The organism is Chengkuizengella sp. SCS-71B (assembly GCF_040100845.1).
GTDB lineage: Bacteria > Bacillota > Bacilli > Paenibacillales > KCTC-33759 > Chengkuizengella.
The window spans coordinates 3,700,445-3,718,508 of the sequence record NZ_JAZHSH010000001.1 but is presented as its reverse complement, the minus strand read 5'-3'; the positions used below and the strand labels follow the sequence as shown (position 1 = coordinate 3,718,508).

General features: G+C 36.3%; 10 protein-coding genes and 1 pseudogene. 9 read left to right on the top strand and 2 right to left on the bottom strand.

The genetic code is table 11. The features are described 5' to 3' along the window. Positions 1 to 145: 145 nt before the first annotated feature. The 9 genes from VQL36_RS18200 to VQL36_RS18160 all read left to right on the top strand — a co-directional run bounded on the left by VQL36_RS18200 (position 146) and on the right by VQL36_RS18160 (position 16,506). A complete protein-coding gene (locus VQL36_RS18200) occupies positions 146 to 991 on the top strand; it encodes a hypothetical protein (RefSeq protein ID WP_349250663.1) in 846 nt (281 codons plus the stop codon). A gap of 368 nt (positions 992 to 1,359) precedes the next feature. Continuing rightward, positions 1,360 to 10,872 carry an RHS repeat-associated core domain-containing protein gene (locus VQL36_RS18195; protein WP_349250662.1) on the top strand — a complete coding sequence of 3,171 codons (9,513 nt, stop codon included), beginning with the start codon at positions 1,360 to 1,362 and terminating at the stop codon, positions 10,870 to 10,872. 7 nt (positions 10,873 to 10,879) lie between these two features. Further along, positions 10,880 to 12,028: a suppressor of fused domain protein gene (locus tag VQL36_RS18190; protein WP_349250661.1), complete on the top strand. Its 1,149-nt coding sequence runs from the start codon at positions 10,880 to 10,882 to the stop codon at positions 12,026 to 12,028. 413 nt (positions 12,029 to 12,441) lie between these two features. After that, positions 12,442 to 13,080: a hypothetical protein gene (locus tag VQL36_RS18185; RefSeq protein ID WP_349250660.1), complete on the top strand. Its 639-nt coding sequence runs from the start codon at positions 12,442 to 12,444 to the stop codon at positions 13,078 to 13,080. Further along, a complete protein-coding gene (locus VQL36_RS18180) occupies positions 13,081 to 13,518 on the top strand; it encodes an SMI1/KNR4 family protein (RefSeq protein WP_349250659.1) in 438 nt (145 codons plus the stop codon). A 171-nt stretch (positions 13,519 to 13,689) separates the two neighbouring features. Then, entirely contained in the window at positions 13,690 to 14,295 is a 606-nt protein-coding gene (locus tag VQL36_RS18175) for a hypothetical protein (protein ID WP_349250658.1), read from the top strand. Positions 14,296 to 14,364: 69 nt separating this feature from the next. Next, entirely contained in the window at positions 14,365 to 15,153 is a 789-nt protein-coding gene (locus VQL36_RS18170; protein ID WP_349250657.1) for a hypothetical protein, read from the top strand. Beyond that, on the top strand, positions 15,077 to 16,123 hold the full coding sequence (locus tag VQL36_RS18165; RefSeq protein ID WP_349250656.1) for an RHS repeat-associated core domain-containing protein: 1,047 nt from the start codon (positions 15,077 to 15,079) through the stop codon (positions 16,121 to 16,123). Before VQL36_RS18170 ends, VQL36_RS18165 begins: the two co-directional genes overlap by 77 nt. Before the next feature lie 8 nt (positions 16,124 to 16,131). After that, entirely contained in the window at positions 16,132 to 16,506 is a 375-nt protein-coding gene (locus tag VQL36_RS18160) for a hypothetical protein (RefSeq protein WP_349250655.1), read from the top strand. A 22-nt stretch (positions 16,507 to 16,528) separates the two neighbouring features. Here the strand turns inward: VQL36_RS18160 and VQL36_RS18155 are convergent. Next, positions 16,529 to 16,696, bottom strand: a pseudogene (locus tag VQL36_RS18155) (IS5/IS1182 family transposase); the annotation flags it as partial. A gap of 54 nt (positions 16,697 to 16,750) precedes the next feature. Further along, positions 16,751 to 17,452: a Yip1 family protein gene (locus tag VQL36_RS18150; protein WP_413789534.1), complete on the bottom strand. Its 702-nt coding sequence runs from the start codon at positions 17,450 to 17,452 to the stop codon at positions 16,751 to 16,753. Positions 17,453 to 18,064 lie beyond the last annotated feature (612 nt).

Sequence of the window (18,064 nt, the reverse complement as noted above, 5' to 3'; positions counted from 1 at the left end):
TCATATTTCACTAAATCGTAAATTGTTGATATTTACTATGTGAATAATATCACAGCTCATTGAACCTACTGTTTATATAATAAAAACATATAGTACATTCATTATGTTTAATTTATATACTAAAATCACTAGGAGATGAGCTATTATGAATATCGATATCTGGCCTCATATCATTTCCATGCCTGTCTATTTCATTATTTTATTATTTATCATTGCATTTTTTAGAAAGTATTATAAATTTTCAGCTTATTTTTGGACAGCATCTTTATTGACTTTTCCCCTTTGGATGATGGGTGGTGTTGAGGGTTGGTTCAGATGGGTAAAGATTTTAAGTGTTATTTTACCAACCATTATCGTTTGTTTCTCCCGCATTGCTGTCTATGAAGATAGGCAGGGGAAAGTTTGGAACGTTTTGAAACATAAAGAGTTTCTTTGGTTTTTCTATGCTATTTTATTTTTGAATATTTTAGAAGCAACAATTAAAGATGCAACCATGGGCAACTATTACAACGCCCTTACGGGTTTCTTGCTTTGTGTAACGATTCCTTTCGCTCCAAAGTTTTGGGAAATCACAAATAAAAAAATAGCTGCTTCCAAATCATATGGTGATCTAGTTGCTTATACGACAGCACCCTGGAACTTCCTGTATACAACATGGAATGCTTGTTTTGTTTATGCTGAAAGCCCGATATACTTTGGTGCTTCTTTATGTATTTTGCTTGCAGCAGAAATTTATCCGATCTTAAAGAAACGTCCAGAACTGTATATTATAGCTCGAGTGTATACACTAGCTGCACATTTATTGTTAAGAGCCAGTTTTGATATATTCCCGCAAGTCATGGATACTTCTTCTTGGCAAAATGCAGAAGTATTAAAAATGTGGGGTATCATTAATTTCGCCTTAATGGTTCCATATTTATTCTGGCATATGTGGCAACTGCACACAGGTAAAGCTGAAAAAAGTTTTAGACGCCAGAAAGCAACAGCTTAGAAAAAATTTGATAAAATGATACAGAAAAGGACATTCGTTTTTTGCAGAGATGAATGTTCTTTTTTTCTTATAAAATAACTTGTCATTATCATATTAAGTAATAATGAAGCTATATCAAATAAATCAATATCTTTTAAAATTTTACATATACATACTATTATTTGTATTTTATATGAGTCCAATGGTCTAAGGAAAGTCCCATTTTCAGCTTACAAATAGTACTAAATGACTTCTAGACTTCCCCACTATATTCCAATAGTATTTTAAGTATAGGAAAAAAGTCAAAACCCTCGGCAAGTTTTGTAGGTCGAGGATTTTTGACATCCCAAAATACACTACAATTTAATGGAAGAAAAGGGGAGTATTAGGTGAAAAGGATTTTTAACAACAGTTTACGTATCATTTTTATTTTCATTTTTTTAAGCAGCTCGATCTTTCCAACTTATGCTGGTGAGGATTTTTTACCACTTAAAAGTGAAGTGCCACAAGTTACTGAGGAAACTCCAGTGATCGAAGAAGCACAAGTTGAAGAAGCAGTTACTGAAGAGATACCAGTAGGTGAAGAAGTACCGAAAGAATCACCAGTCATAGAAGATGTGCCAGTGACTGGAGAAGAGCCCGCTGTGGCTGAAGATGCAACAGCAACTGAAGAATCTGACATTGAAGAGACACCAGTAACTGAAGAACTGCTCCAAGAGGAACCTGTGATTGAAGAAGTACCAGATGGTTTGAGTAGAGAAAAGGCGATTCCTATAAATTTAAATGAAGGTTTTGATGGAACGATAACAGAGTCTGGTTATACTTGGTATGTTACAGAATTGGATGCAAATCAAACTTATAGTTGGCATAAAGTAGGTGGATATTACCTATACTTCTATTCAGAAGGTAATACAACGTATGATTATAGAACGGCATATTCAAAAGATATGGCATTTGATTATACACCAAGTTCAACAGGGACTTATTATTTAAAAATTGAAGGAATAAGTGGTAGAGAGAATTGGAGTCTGAACCCCGCTGAGGCAGGAATGACCCGAAAAACAGTAATTCCCATTGATTTAAGTAATGGTTTTGAGGGGAAAGTAACAAACGCTAAAAAAACATGGTATATAACCGAGCTGGATGCCAATCAAACGTATAGTTGGCATAAATTGGGTGGAAACTATTTATCTTTTTATCCAGAAAGTAGTACATCATATGATTATAGATCTCCTTATTCTAATAATACGGCATTTGATTTTACACCAAGTACAACAGGAACTTATTATTTGAAAATTGAAGGATCCAGTGGAGCGAGTTGGAGTCTGAAGTCTGCTGAGGCAGGAATGACATATAAAACGGCGATTCCTATTGATTTAAGTGGAAGTTTTGAAGGAACAATAACGGACTCTGGTTATGCGAGGTATATTACAGAGCTGGATTCCAATCAAACGTATAGCTGGCATAAACAAGGTGGAGGATATTTATATTTTTATCCAGTAGGTAGTTCAACATATGATTATAGATCAGCAGATTCTAGTAACACGGCATTTGATTTTACTCCCAGTACCACAGGTGAGTATTACGTAGTCATTAAAGGGTCAAGTGGAAAGAGCTGGAGTTTAAATCCTGCTGAGGCAGGAATGACATATAAAACGGCAATTCCTATTGATTTAAGTGGTGGTTTTGAAGGGACAATAACGGATACAGGTTATTCAAGATATATTACAGAGCTGGATGCCAATCAAACGTATAGTTTGCATAAACAAGGTGGACGATATTTATATTTTTATCCAGCAGGCAGTTCAACATATGATTATAGATCAGCAGATTCTAGTAACACGGCATTTGATTTTACACCCAGTACCACAGGTGAGTATTATATAGTCATTAAAGGATCAAGTGGAAACAGCTGGAGTCTAAATCCTGCTGTTGAGGCGGGAAAGACAAAAGAATTAGCCATTCTCGTTGATTTAAACCGTGGTTTTGAAGGAGAAATTACGGATGCAGCTCAAACATGGTATATTACAGAACTAGATGAAAATCAAACCTACCATTTACAGAGGGTAGGAGGAGACTACTTATATTTTTATCCAGAAGGTAGTACATCTTACGAGTATAGATCAGCAAGGACTAATCCAAGTTTTGATTTTACACCAAGTGCTACAGGGACTTATTACTTACAGATAACTGGATCAGTTGGAGGGACTTGGAGTTTAAATTCAGCAGAACAAGGGATGACAAAAGAAACAGCTATTGCGTTAGATATAAATGAAGGTATAGAGGGGACAATTAAAGGAGCAGGTTATACGTGGTATGTTACAGAGTTGGATACGAATCAGTCGTATAGTTTGCATAAACTGGGTGGAAACTATTTATCTTTTTATCCAGAAAGTAGTACATCATATGATTATAGATCTCCTTATTCTAATAATACGGCATTTGATTTTACACCAAGTACAACAGGAACTTATTATTTAAAAATTGAAGGTTCCAGTGGAGCGAGTTGGAGTCTGAAGTCTGCTGAGGCAGGAATGACATATAAAACGGCGATTCCTATTGATTTAAGTGGAAGTTTTGAAGGAACAATAACGGACTCTGGTTATGCGAGGTATATTACAGAGCTGGATTCCAATCAAACGTATAGCTGGCATAAACAAGGTGGAGGATATTTATATTTTTATCCAGTAGGTAGTTCAACATATGATTATAGATCAGCAGATTCTAGTAACACGGCATTTGATTTTACTCCCAGTACTACAGGTGAGTATTACGTAGTCATTAAAGGGTCAAGTGGAAACAGCTGGAGTTTAAATCCTGCTGAGGCAGGAATGACATATAAAACGGCGATTCCTATTGATTTAAGTGGAAGTTTTGAAGGGACAATAACGGATACAGGTTATTCAAGATATATTACAGAGCTGGATGCCAATCAAACGTATAGTTTGCATAAACAAGGTGGACGATATTTATATTTTTATCCAGCAGTTAGCTCAACATATGATTATAGATCAGCAGATTCTAGTAACACGGCATTTGATTATACTCCCAGTACCACAGGTGAGTATTATATAGTCATTAAAGGATCAAGTGGAAACAGCTGGAGTCTAAATCCTGCTGTTGAGGCGGGAAAGACAAAAGAATTAGCCATTCTCGTTGATTTAAACCGTGGTTTTGAAGGAGTAATTACGGATGCAGCTCAAACATGGTATATTACAGAACTAGATGAAAATCAAACCTACCATTTACAGAGGGTAGGAGGAGACTACTTATATTTTTATCCAGAAGGTAGTACATCTTACGAGTATAGATCAGCAAGGACTAATCCAAGTTTTGATTTTACACCAAGTGCTACAGGGACTTATTACTTACAGATAACTGGATCAGTTGGAGGGACTTGGAGTTTAAATCCAGCAGAACAAGGGATGACAAAAGAAACAGCTATTGCGTTAGATATAAATGAAGGTATAGAGGGGACAATTAAAGGAGCAGGTTATACGTGGTACGTTACAGAGTTGGATACGAATCAAACGTATAGTTTGCATAAACTGGGTGGAAACTATTTATCTTTTTATCCAGAAAGTAGTACATCATATGATTATAGATCTCCTTATTCTAATAATACGGCATTTGATTTTACACCAAGTACAACAGGAACTTATTATTTAAAAATTGAAGGTTCCAGTGGAGCGAGTTGGAGTCTGAAGTCTGCTGAGGCAGGAATGACATATAAAACGGCGATTCCTATTGATTTAAGTGGAAGTTTTGAAGGAACAATAACGGACTCTGGTTATGCTAGGTATATTACAGAGTTGGATGCCAATCAAACGTATAGCTGGCATAAACAAGGTGGAGGATATTTATATTTTTATCCAGTAGGTAGTTCAACATATGATTATAGATCAGCAGATTCTAGTAACACGGCATTTGATTATACTCCCAGTACTACAGGTGAGTATTACGTAGTCATTAAAGGGTCAAGTGGAAACAGCTGGAGTCTAAATCCTGTTGAACCAGGTACAACAAGAGGAACGGCTTTTACAGCTAATTTGAATCATGAATTTGAAGGAACGATTACAAATCAAGGTTATACATGGTATAAAACAGAGTTGGGTTCAAGTCAAACGTATTCACTTCAAAACGTAGGTGGGGAAAGTGTATCGATTTATCCTGAAAATGAAACAACATCCATTTATACATCGGACTCAAGCGTTGAATTCACTCCTCCTCATTCAGGTGTATATTATATCAAAGTAACAGGAGAGAAAGGTTCAACATGGTCTCTTTTATCTGCAGCATTTGGCTCTAAACTATTAAATCAATACTACAGTGGGGTAAATCTTGAGTATGAAGATTTTTATGGTTTAAACTTTGGTGATTCTACTACAAGTACAGATTATATTTATGTTTCACCGACAGTTGCTCTTGGTGGGGATACTGAAGGTTTTGTTGCTTTACCTTCAAGTAGTTATTTAACCATAGGATATGATTATGAAATTATAGATAAACCGGGTGTTCCAGATATTTTTATCACAGAACAAGGAGCTGCTGGTGATCAAGCTGAGATTTATGTGAGCTCTTATGATAATGAGTTTGTATTTCTCGGTATGGCGAGTGGAGGGACGACGACCAGCTTTGACTTGGCTGATATCGGATTTGATCAACCGGTCGTTGCAGTGGCTGTCGTTGGCATTGATATGGCAGGGAATTCTCCAGGATTCGATCTCGTTCACGTTTCGGGGATTACGAATGGGAAGATAGCTTATATTCCCTCTGGACTGGGTTTTTATTTACCTGTCCCCCTCAATCCAACCCCGATTTCGGGTTCTGAGGCTAAAAAACAAATTGAAAGAATCGATTATTATGCTTTCGCGGATATGAGATCTTACCATGCAGACCCAGTAGATACTTCTTCTGGAGCGATGGTCATCAACAAAAATTTGCTGCAACTGCATGGTCCGCAGAAGCTGAACTTTAAACTAGACTATCACTCACTTCTATTAAATGAGGGAGCAGTGGGTGTCGGTTGGAGTCACAATTATGATGCCTATTTAGAACAAGAATCAGAGTATTCTGTCATGATTCACTGGTCCAATCACCAGAAGAATCGATTTATTAAAAATGAGGACGGCACGTATGATTCCTATGACAAAGCCACGCAGTTTGATCAACTGACTCAACATGAAGATGGAAGTTATACGTTAAAAAGAAAAGATCAACGAATCTATCAATTTGATGCTGCTGGAAAACTAGTAGAACAGATTAATAAACACGGAAAAAGCATTACATTCCAATATGATGACAGTACCAATCAATTGATCAAAGTGATCGAAGAAGATACGGGAACCTATTTTGGATTTGAATATACGGACAATCGATTAACCAAAGTCACAGATAATCTAGCAAGAACGATGCTTTTTCAATATGATGAAAATAACCATCTCACCCAAATTACAAATACGAGAAATGAGGTCATCACGTATACGTATGATGAACTAGGAAGAGTCCTAACTTCAACCGAACAAGGCGTACAAACCTTTGTCAATACGTATGATGAGTCCGGTCGTGTCGTTACACAAGACGATGGTGTCGAAGGAAATGCCATTACGACTTTCCAATATGACGAAGAGATTGAACCGGGTTACTTAACCACGATCGTAACCAAAAGAGATGGTCAAACAAAGAAACTCATTCATGATTATCAGTATCGATTAGTAAAAATCGAAGATGAACTAGGTCACATCACCACCATGGCGTATGACGGTCTAGGGAATTTGATTCAAGAAACCGATGCCTTGAATCAAACGAAGCAATTTAAATATGATGAGATGGGCAACACGATTGAAATCATCGATCCAGCTGAGAATAAAACGATCATGACTTATGATGAGCGTAACAATCTATTAACGAGAACGAACGTTACTGGACATAAAACAGAATTTACCTATGATGAGTCCAATCGTTTAATTCAAGTGACCAATCCAGAAGGATTTCAGCAGTCCTTGACGTATGATGAACTCGGTTATGTGCAACGTCAAGTAGATTTTAATGGTGCTGAGACCTTATTTACAAATATCAATGGCATGTTGCAAGAGAAACAAGATCCAAACGGAAATATCGTCAAGTACGAATATGATGAGGTGGGTAGATTAATCAAAGAAAGTTTCTCAGAAACGGAAGCCATCACCTATGCATACGATGCGTTGGATCATCTTATTCAACAAACGGATCAGTTAGGAAACACGACTCAATTTACCTATGACATGCAAGGCAATCTCTTAAGTGAAACCAATGCTTTAGGAGAGAGTACAACCTATACGTATAATGCAAACGGAAAGCTCATTTCAGTGGAAGATCGATTAGGACATACGATACTATATGCATACGATCCAGAAGATCGTTTACAAAAAATCACCGATCCTCTTGGTCATGAAACAGTTCAAACGTATGATGCCAAAGGCAGAGTCATTCAAATCACTGATCCAATGAGGTATGTCACAACCAAAGAATACAATGCGATTGATCAGTTGATCAGTGAGACAGATGCTGAAGGCAACCGTGAGTCATTCACTTATGACACACTAGGCTATTTAAGCACTAAAACAGATAAAAATGGAAATACCACCTCCATGACGCATAATGCGATCGGACAACTGATTCAAGTCACCGATGCACTGGAAGGGACAAGCACATTTACCGTAGACTCCAGAGGCAACATCACCAAAGAAGTGGATGCGTTAGGGAAGGAAACTTTATTTACCTATGATGGCATGGGGAATGTATTAACGAAAACCGATGCCTTAGGATATGTCACGAGTTTTACGTATGATGGAAATGGTAACTTGATATCTGAAACCGATGCAGAAAATCAAACTACACAGTATTCGTTTAATCACTTGAATCAATTAACTAAAACAACCGATGCGAAAGGAAATATCATAGAAAACACTTACGATGTCAAGGGGAGAATCCTAAGTACAACTGATCCACTCGGTCATACCGTGGCCTTTAGTTATGATGCGTTAGATCGTCTTGTTTCAACAACCGATGAGGTTGGAAACAGTGAAACGAATACGTATGATAACATGGATCGTTTAATCAGTACGACCGATCCAGAAGGAAATACAAATACCTTTAGTTATGATGCATTAGGAAATCTGTTAAGTGAAACGAATGCGTTACATGGAGTGACTCAGTTTACGTATGATCTAAACAATAATGTGATCACTAAAACCGATGCTTTAGGAAATGTCATGACCAATACGTACAATAAAATGAATGACCTAATTCAAGAAGCGGATGCGTTAGGTCAGTTGACTCAGTATGCTTATGACAAGGAAGGTCGACTCACGCAGGTTACGGATGCTTTAGGAAATACAACGACAACGACTTATGATGAAATTGGAAGACAGACAGGTATCACCGATGCCTTAGGTCATACGTTAACAACGCAATATGATGCCGTCGGAAACTTGATTTCTCAAAAGGATGCAAAAGAAAATCAGATCACCTTGATTGTATATAACGATGGTGATCAACCGATTCAAATGACCGATGCACTAGGCAATACAACGACACAAGCCTATGGCAAAAACGGAAGGTTAACCACACTGACCGATCCGTTAGGAAATAATCAAACGTATCAATATGATGTGGTGAATCAACTGACTCAAGTGGTAGACGCTATGGGTGGTATAAGCCAGCAATCCTTTGATTCTAAAGGCCAGTTACTAGCATTCACCGATGCCAATGGTGTGCAAACTTCTTTTGAATATGATGAAGCAGGTAGATTAATTAAAGAAACATTCGACAGTGGTGGGGGGATCTCGTATCAATATGATGGCCGTGATTTAGTCACCGAGAAGAAAAATGCCAGAGAACAAGTGATCACTTATGCATACGATGAAGTCGAACGTTTAATCCAAACGAACACACCGGAATCCGAAGTCAGTCGAACGTATGATGAGAATCATAATCTGCTTACAGTGACAGATCAAGAGGGCAAAACCATCACGAGAACGTATGATGCACTCGATCGTATTGTCTCGTATGTCGATGAGAATGGAAATAGAATCGAATATCGCTATGATGAAGTGGGGAATCTATCTCAACTGATTTATCCGGATGGAAAAACGGTTATCTATACGTATGATGAAGCTCAGAATTTTAAAAGTGTGACAGACTGGGCAGGAAGAGTGACAAGTTATACTTATGATGAAAATAACAGACCCATTTCTACCGTTCGTCCAGATGGTTCAAAGGAAACGAGAACGTATGATGTAGCAGGGCAACTCATTGAGTTAATAGATGAAACGAAAGATGGAGACATCATTCATCAAGAAACCTTTACGTATGATGCATCCAGTAATGTGAAGACGGAAGGGGATAAAAACTATCTTTATGATGAATTAAACCGATTAACCCAAGCGGACAATTTCATAAATCCGTTCCACCCATCAAGTGTGAACTACCAATATGGGTATGACATCGGTGGAAACATCCAAACGATTCAAGAAAGTACGGATGGATCTACAGAAGAAACCAACATGACCTATACGTCAGATAATCGAATAGAAACCTATAACGGCGAGAGTGTACTCTACGATGCAGACGGCAATATGATTCAAGGCCCATTACAAGGTACGATGCAGCAAATGGAATATGACTCCCAAAACCGTTTGATCCGTGCAGGAGATTTCACCTATACGTATAATGCAGAAGATATCCGGACTTCAATGACCCATACATCAACAAATGAGACCATCTATCAAGTGGTAAATCCTCATGCTGTTTATAGTCAATTGTTAATGGAAGTAGACGAAGAGGGGAATCCATTAACGTATTATGTATATGGATTAGGGGTAGTATCCCAAGAAGATGCTAATGGAAATTATAGTGTATATCATTATGACCGTAGAGGAAGTACCGTTGCTTTAACGAATATAGAAGGGATCATTACAGATCAATATGCCTATTCACCTTACGGTGAACTCATCTATTCAGAGGGGACAACCAACCATCCATTCTTGTATAATGGAAGATATGGTGTGATGACAGACGAAAACGATCTGTATTACATGCGAGCTCGCTACTATAATCCAGAGATCAAACGATTCATCAATCGGGATGTCGTTCAAGGTAGTATCAGCAGCAGCTTATCCTTGAATAAATATGCTTATGTGAATGGGAATCCCATAAGCTATATTGATCCGTTTGGTTTAAGTCGAGAGAGTGATGATGTTGGATTTTTGGGAAAAGCTTGGGATGTTACGAAAACAGCCGGGGTAGCTACAGCTAATTTCCTTGTAATGGATGATGCTAGAACTTTAATGGATTCGGATGCTTCTTTCACTGCCAAGGTAGTTGCAGGAGCAAGTCTCTTTCCTGCAGGTAAAGTATTAAAATTAGGAAAGTTAGTCGGAAAGGCAACGAATGAGACTAATGATCTTTCTAAAGTTGTTAAACATAATGATCCTCCTAGTCTATCTTATCCTATGTCAGGAGATAATATTGGTATTCAATTACGCAAGGATACGGTTAAATCTACTTTAAGTGTAGATAAAATTGATTACGGAGCTTATTTGAAGAAGAATATAGGAGATCCGCCGAATGATATGTATGATCCCCATGCACATCATATTGTATTCAAGAAAGGAAATGGGAAATCTCAAAAAGAACTAGTGAAAGTAGGTCAAGAAATATTAAGAGAATATGACATTGACCCGATTTTAGGACTTGAAAACTTAGTTTGGGCTCCAAATAGAGTTAAAGGTCAACATGGAATTGAAGCACTTAGGAATGTTGTTGATAATATTAAAAAAGTAAGAGATGCTGGTGGAGATAGAGATGATATGGTGGAAATGCTTGATAAACTTGGTGATATTGCAAAAAGGAGGAGATAGTTAAGAGATGGATAGCAATCAAATAGCAAAAGAAATTCGTTCGGCTATAAAAAAAGGAAATCTTGAAAAAGTTGTTGAATTAATCGACTCTAACGTTGAACTTTTAAATATGATGACCCCTTTTGGAACGTGGCTTCATGTCGCAGCTTCTAGAGGGGAGTTAGATATAGTTAAGAAACTTATAGAACTGGGTTTAAATATTAATATGCTAGGTGGAGTATACGGTGGTGGAGCATTGAACGAAGCTGCTTCTGCAGGACATATTGATGTAGTAAGATATTTATTATCTTGTGGAGCTGAGATGGAGGTAGGCGAACCAGAAAGAAATCCATTGTTTGGTGCAATTAGTAATGGGCATGTTGATATTGCAAAACTATTAATTGAAAGTGGTATAGATACGGATGTTAAATATAGTGGTGAATCTAAAAAAGATAGGGACGCATTAACTTTTGCAAAGGAACTAGGAGAAAAAGAAATCATTAAGTTGTTAGAAAGTCAAAAAGGATGGTCTACTACTGTAACTAAAACAAACGAAAATATTCAAGACCATCATGATGAGATTTTAGAGCATGTGGCTAAATACTTTGGCTCTATCAAAAATACTATTAGTGAAACTGTTCCTGGTAGTAGAGTATCGGTCCATATTCAAATAATTCCTCCAACATTGAATAAAGATTTCATAACTCTTGTAACTACAGGTATGAGCGATGAACCTATGGACTATTCAGACAAAGAAAGTGTGTTTAAATATGCAGAGTTGTTACTAAAATTGCCTTCAAGTTGGATAGTTGAGGAAGATATTATGAAAGATCAAAACAATTATTGGCCTCTTGGGTGGTTAAGGAAAGTAGCTCATATTCCACATATTTATGATGGATGGCTAGAAGAAGGGGTTATTCTTCCAAATGGGGAACCCCCTCAGCCATTTGCACCAAATACAAAATTATCATGCATATTGGTATGTCGTCCTAAAGAATCTGGGCTAGATAACGTTCATACTAAAAAAGGGAACATACACATTTATACGCTCCTTCCTATTTATGAAGAAGAAAGAAATTTTGCATTGGAAAAAGGCCATGAGTATCTACTTAAAAGAATGAGTGAGAAAGGAATATCAGATGTATTGGACATACATAGGGTAAATGTTGGTATGTAGTAATAATTAGGCAAGATGATATTAAGAAGAATTGTAAGATTCCTTAAAAGCGATATTCTCAATAGCAAGCAATGTAATGAAGGAATTTCCTTATGGTAAGGCAATAACCTACTAACAAAAATGATTAAAAAGTAACAACTCCTTGATTGGCTATGATATACTCCCTAACAGGTAGACAGATAAGATAAAAAAATCTGTGCCTGAAGGGGAGTATTTTTAATGTCTAAAAAAAAAGGTTTTCTAAAGAAGAAAAATATGAAATGATAATGATTTATTATAATTGTCAATTTAGCATTCACCGATGCCAATGGTGTCCAAACCTCCTTCCATCCATTCCTGTATAATGGAAGATAGGGGAGTGATGACAGACGAGAATGGTCTGTATTACATGAGAGCTCGTTACTATAACCTTAATGGATTTGGATACTTCTTTCACTGCTAAGGTAGTTGCAGAAGCAAGTCTTTTTCCAGCAGGTAAAGTATTAAAATTAGGAAAGTTAGGAAAGGCAGCACCAGGGGTAAAATCAACGAATAAGTCTAGTGATCTTTCTATAGTTATAAAACATAATGAGGCTCCTACTAGTCTACCTTATCCTATGGCAGGAGATAATATTGGTATACAACTAGGTAAGGGTACGGATGAAGCTAACTATGTACTATTTAATAAAACACATAAAAATGCACAACCAAAACCAAGAGTGCTTGGTCCAATTGGAGGTAGATTGCAGTCCCACCATGGATTACAGCAAGAATGGGCAAAGAACAATCTTGGTCAAAATGGTTATAACCCTGCTCTTGCTCCAACAATGACTCTTGAAACAGGTAAAGGATTACCGCACACTATAATAAGCACTGCTCAAAATACCAGAAGAAATAAACGGGTTTCATCTGGACAGGGGAAGTGGAGGTCTTCTTTACAAGATGAATTACAGTATATAGTTGACGATTTTACAAAAGCAGGCTTTAATCGCTCAACTATCGAAGAAACGTTAGAACAACAATATAAAATGCTAGATAAACTAAAAGTACCTTATAAAAGGATTGATTATTAAATGAGTATTCTAAATAGGTTAAGTGAAATTTATACAATAGAGGCAAAAGATAGACCAGCAACAGCAGAAGAAATAGAGCAACTTAAAAAAAATTCTCCAGTAAGTTTACCATCAGATTATATAAAATTACTGAAAGAAGCAACTGATGTTGAAATGACTATTCAAAACGGAAAATTAATTAGAATTTGGGGAATAACTGGAATGAATGGTGTTATTGAACTTAATGCAGCATATGAAGTTCAACAAAATATTCCAGATTCTTTGGTAATCGGTGATGACGGTGGTGATATGGCATTACTATTTTTTAATGGTAGTGATGGCTTTGGTTTATATTTAACTGGCTTTGGTGATCTAGATGAAGAAACTGCAATAAAGATATCTCCAACGTTGAGTGACTTTTTTATTAATAAAGTAGGTGTAGAAAATTTTCTATGGTAAAATGCAATCTTTTAAATTCATAAATATAAATTCATAACATAAAAATTGAAAACCATCCCGAAGGTGGTTTTCTGCTTTGGTTTAAGTTGAGACAGTGATGATGTTGGATTATTCGGAAAAGCTTGGAATCTGACAAAAAAAACCGGGGTAGCTACAGCCGATTTTCTTGTAATGGATGATGCTAGAACTTTAATGGATTCGGATGCTTCCTTCACTGTTAAGGTCGTTGCAGGCTATGACAAAAACGGACGGTTAACTACACTGACGGATCCGTTAGAAAATAGTCAGACGTATCAATACGATGCGGTGAATCAACTGGTTCAAGTTATAGACGCTATGGGTGGTATAAGTCAGCAATCTTTTGACTCTAAAGGTCAGTTACTATCATTCACGGATGCCAATGGTGTGCAAACTTCCTTTGAATATGATGCAGCAGGCAGAGTAGTGAAAGAAACATTCGACAGTGGTGGAGGAATCACGTATCAATATGATGGTCGTGATCTATTAACCGAAAAGAAAAATGCCAGAGAACAAATGATCACTTATGCATACGATGAAGTCGGACGTTTAATTAAAACGAATACACCGGAATACGAGGTCAGTCGAACGTATGATGACAATCATAATCTGCTTACAGTCACAGATCAAGAGGACAAAACCATCACGAGAACGTATGATACACTCGATCGCATTGTCTCGTATGTCGATGAGAATGGCAATAAAATTGAATATCGATATGACGAAGTGGGGGAATCTATCTCAACTGATTTATCCTGATGGAAAAATCGTTACTTATACGTATGATGTAGCTCGGAATTTAAAAAGTGTGACAGATGGGCAGGAAGAGTGACGAGTTATACTTATGATGAAAATAACAGGCTCATTTCTACCGTTCGTCCAGATGGTTCAAAGGAAACGAGAACGTATGATGTAGCAGGGCAACTCATTGAGTTAATAGATGAAACGAAAGATGGAGACATCATTCATCAAGAAACCTTTACGTATGATGCATCGAACAATGTAAAGACCGAAGGGGATAAAAACTATCTTTATGATGAATTAAACCGATTAACCCAAGCAGACAATTTCTTAAATTCGTTCAATCCATCGAGTGTGAACTATCAATATGGGTATGATCTCGGTGGAAACATCCAATCGATTCAAGAAAGTACGGATGGATCAACAGAAGAAACAAACATCACCTATACGTCAGATAATCGAATAGAAACGTATAAGGGTGAGAGTGTACTCTACGATGCAGACGGCAATATGATCCAAGTTCCATTACAAGGTACCATGCAGCAAATGGAGTATGACTCCCAAAACCGTTTGATTCGTGTAGGAGATTATACGTATACGTATAACGCAGAAGATATCCGGACTTCCATTACAAATACATTAACCAATGAGACAACCTATCAAGTTGTGAATCCTCATGCCGTTTATAGTCAATTGTTAATGGAAGTAGACGAAGAAGGAAATCCATTAACGTATTATGTATATGGATTAGGGTTAGTATCACAAGAAGATGCAAATAGAAATCATAGTGTATATCACTATGATCGCAGAGGAAGTACCGTTAACGAATATAGATGGGGTCATTACAGACCAATATGCCTACTCACCATATGGTGAACTAATCTATTCAGAGGGGACAACCAACCATCCATTCTTGTATAATGGAAGATATGGTGTGATGACAGACGAGAATGGTCTCTACTACATGAGAGCCCGTTACTATAACCCAGAGATCAAACGATTCATCAATCGAGACGTGGTTCAAGGCAGTATCAGCAGCAGCAGTTTATCCCTGAATAAATATGCTTATGTCAATGGAAATCCGATAAGTTATATTGATCCGTTTGGTTTAAGTCGAGATAGTGATGATGTTGGATTTTTCTCAATGGCCGGAAATACAATTGTGGGTGTAGGAGAAGGGATTTGGTCTACAGCTGAAGGACTTTGGGATTCAGCATCACATCCGATAGAGACAGGTAAGAATATAGGATATGCAGTGATGCACCCGATTCAAACCGGTAAAGCTGTTTACCATAGTGGTGAACAGGCTTACTACGCTTTTATGGAAGCTGATGGGAACCAGAGAGCAAATATGATCGGGTCGCTAATAGGTGAAAATGTTTTCCCTGTTGGTAAGGCGAAACAAATATCGAACGTTGGTGAGATTTCAAATAAAGCTCAGATTACCAAAGGGACGGGTGCTCAGTTAGCTTTACCTGCACCTCAAGGCAGTAATCCGTGGGTAGATGGTGGAGAGATAGTATCCATGGTAGCCCCAAAAGATTTCAAAATTAATATGGCTATGGCTCCAAATCAAACTAGACCAGGTGGGTGGGGGACGTTAGATGATATTTTAGATGTAAATTACGTTAGAAATAATCTCGCAGTAACACCTGAGTTTAAACCAGAAGTATCAAAAGTTCAACAATATTTAGTCCCAGAAGGAACAAGAATTCAAGTTGGTGAAGTTGGACCACAAATTTATAATGATGAAAGATATCCTGGTGGAGGGAATCAAGTTCAAATCTTGAATTATTCTGATAGAGCAAATTTAATTCCTATAGGTGAACCTAAAATTATAAAGTAGGTGATTAATTGAGAACAAAAATAAGTAACCTCAAATGGAGTATAAATGATAAGAACATTATTTGGAAATACAATAATAAACCGCTTATAAGAAAAACAACTTATCCACCAAAAAGTGTTGTAGAGTTAGCTGATAGAAGTGGTTTAGCCATCGTTTTTTCAACTGAAGAATATGGTGTTAACAATGCTTTCATTATAAATGCTAATGGAAGTGAAAGACTTAGGCTCAAAGTACCAAGCGATATTAGAGGTGTTATCTGTTTTCACGAGATATATTATATTGGGGATGATTTAACAGCAATAATAGTAGCAAATGGATGTGATTTTGCATGTGTTTATGATGTGAATTCAGGAAATATTAAAAAGAAATATGAGACAAGGTAAAGGTATTAAAAAGTATTTTCTTATTTTTATAAGAGTGAATTCGTTCCATAATACGTGCTACTAAAGAGTAGATCATTGCTGCATAATTTAAATTTACGGGCTTACCATAAAAAGATTTTTTGGATACAGCAAACAAGATTCGATCCATATCTATGGTAGAGAAAATAGCGTCAAAACGATCACGAGGCATCAGCCCGTTAACTTCAATATATGAAAATGGGCTGTTCAATAGTAAGTTAATTAACTATGAAAAAATTAATATTGGAAATATTAATGCAAATAATATAAAAAGAGGTATAAATATTACTAAGAAACTTATTATTATTGCACCTAATGATCTCCAAGATGAAAATTGATGAGCTTCAGCCAAACATTTTATAGTCGTGAAAATAGCCCATATCGCTATAATTAAATCAAGTAAATTGAAAATAAACATTAAATTTGTAAGCGTTGAACTGCTATAAATGCTATATGCATATTCAGTAGTAAAATTATTAATTCCAAATAATAATAATGAAGGTATCCAAATAAATATCAATGAGTAGGCATATGGAATATAAGAATAGGCATAGGCATAACGGACTTCTTCAGTGGTTCCTCTACCTCCTAATAAACTTCCTGTCCATCGCAATAATAATGGAGCTATGTAATAAGCAATAGCAGTAAAAAAAAGTGAACCTATAATAGAAGTAAATAAAATTGAAAATAGATTCATTGTATCACCTGGTTCATTTGAAGCCCCACGATCTAAACTTGTGACGAGTATTCCTAAATAAATCAACAAAAATAATTTGCCTGGCTTAGTATCTAATACATATCTCATTGTTTTTCTCGGTTTTAACCAAATCGAAAACCAGGGATTTAATACTATGTCCTCTTTAATATCATTTGTTTCTTTTTCATCTCTTTCATTAATATCTTTGAACTCATTGTTTTGTGTGTCCAACTATTATTTCCCCCCAATTAAAAAATAAAAAACACCTCTTATCCTAAAATTCTAAATATACCTATTAAGTGGATTTAGAATTTTAGGATAAAATCATAACACATTTCAAAAGTATCGTCGACAAATTTCAATACTTTTTTTGTTGTGTGAAAAAGGAGTGGTGAATTGGCTGATAATATAAGAATTCTCATCGAGGCTGCATTGTAAGAAAAGTCGATGGAGTCTATTGAGAAGAAGTTACAAAGTTTAAGAAAAAAGTTTGATACTCTTAACATTAAAGTTAACCTGGATGGTATATCAGGAGAACAGCTTAAGCAGTTAGCTAGCATTGCAGATAAGTTTAATTGTTGGATTGAAATATAGTTTGATCAAAATAATCTAGTAAACACTCAATCTATCGTTAATGGAAATAATATTTTTTTTTAAAAAGATCGATCAAAACATGTTTCTCTCTTTGTAGAACCTGGCATGTTTTTATAAAAAAGTTTGATCATTTCCAACTCGAAACCGTATAAGATCAAGGAATTGTGAATATTATCCTGCTATTTTTGATCAAACTTTCTTTTAAACAGTGCAACTTTCTTTTAAATAATCAATATTTCTTTTAAATTC

Coding starts and splice junctions, on each gene's coding strand:
- VQL36_RS18180 (WP_349250659.1), top strand. CDS start 13,081: ATGAGTATTCTAAATAGGTTAAGTGAAATTTATACAATAGAGGCAAAA.
- VQL36_RS18175 (WP_349250658.1), top strand. CDS start 13,690: ATGGATGATGCTAGAACTTTAATGGATTCGGATGCTTCCTTCACTGTT.
- VQL36_RS18185 (WP_349250660.1), top strand. CDS start 12,442: ATGGATTTGGATACTTCTTTCACTGCTAAGGTAGTTGCAGAAGCAAGT.
- VQL36_RS18190 (WP_349250661.1), top strand. CDS start 10,880: ATGGATAGCAATCAAATAGCAAAAGAAATTCGTTCGGCTATAAAAAAA.
- VQL36_RS18165 (WP_349250656.1), top strand. CDS start 15,077: ATGATCGCAGAGGAAGTACCGTTAACGAATATAGATGGGGTCATTACA.
- VQL36_RS18200 (WP_349250663.1), top strand. CDS start 146: ATGAATATCGATATCTGGCCTCATATCATTTCCATGCCTGTCTATTTC.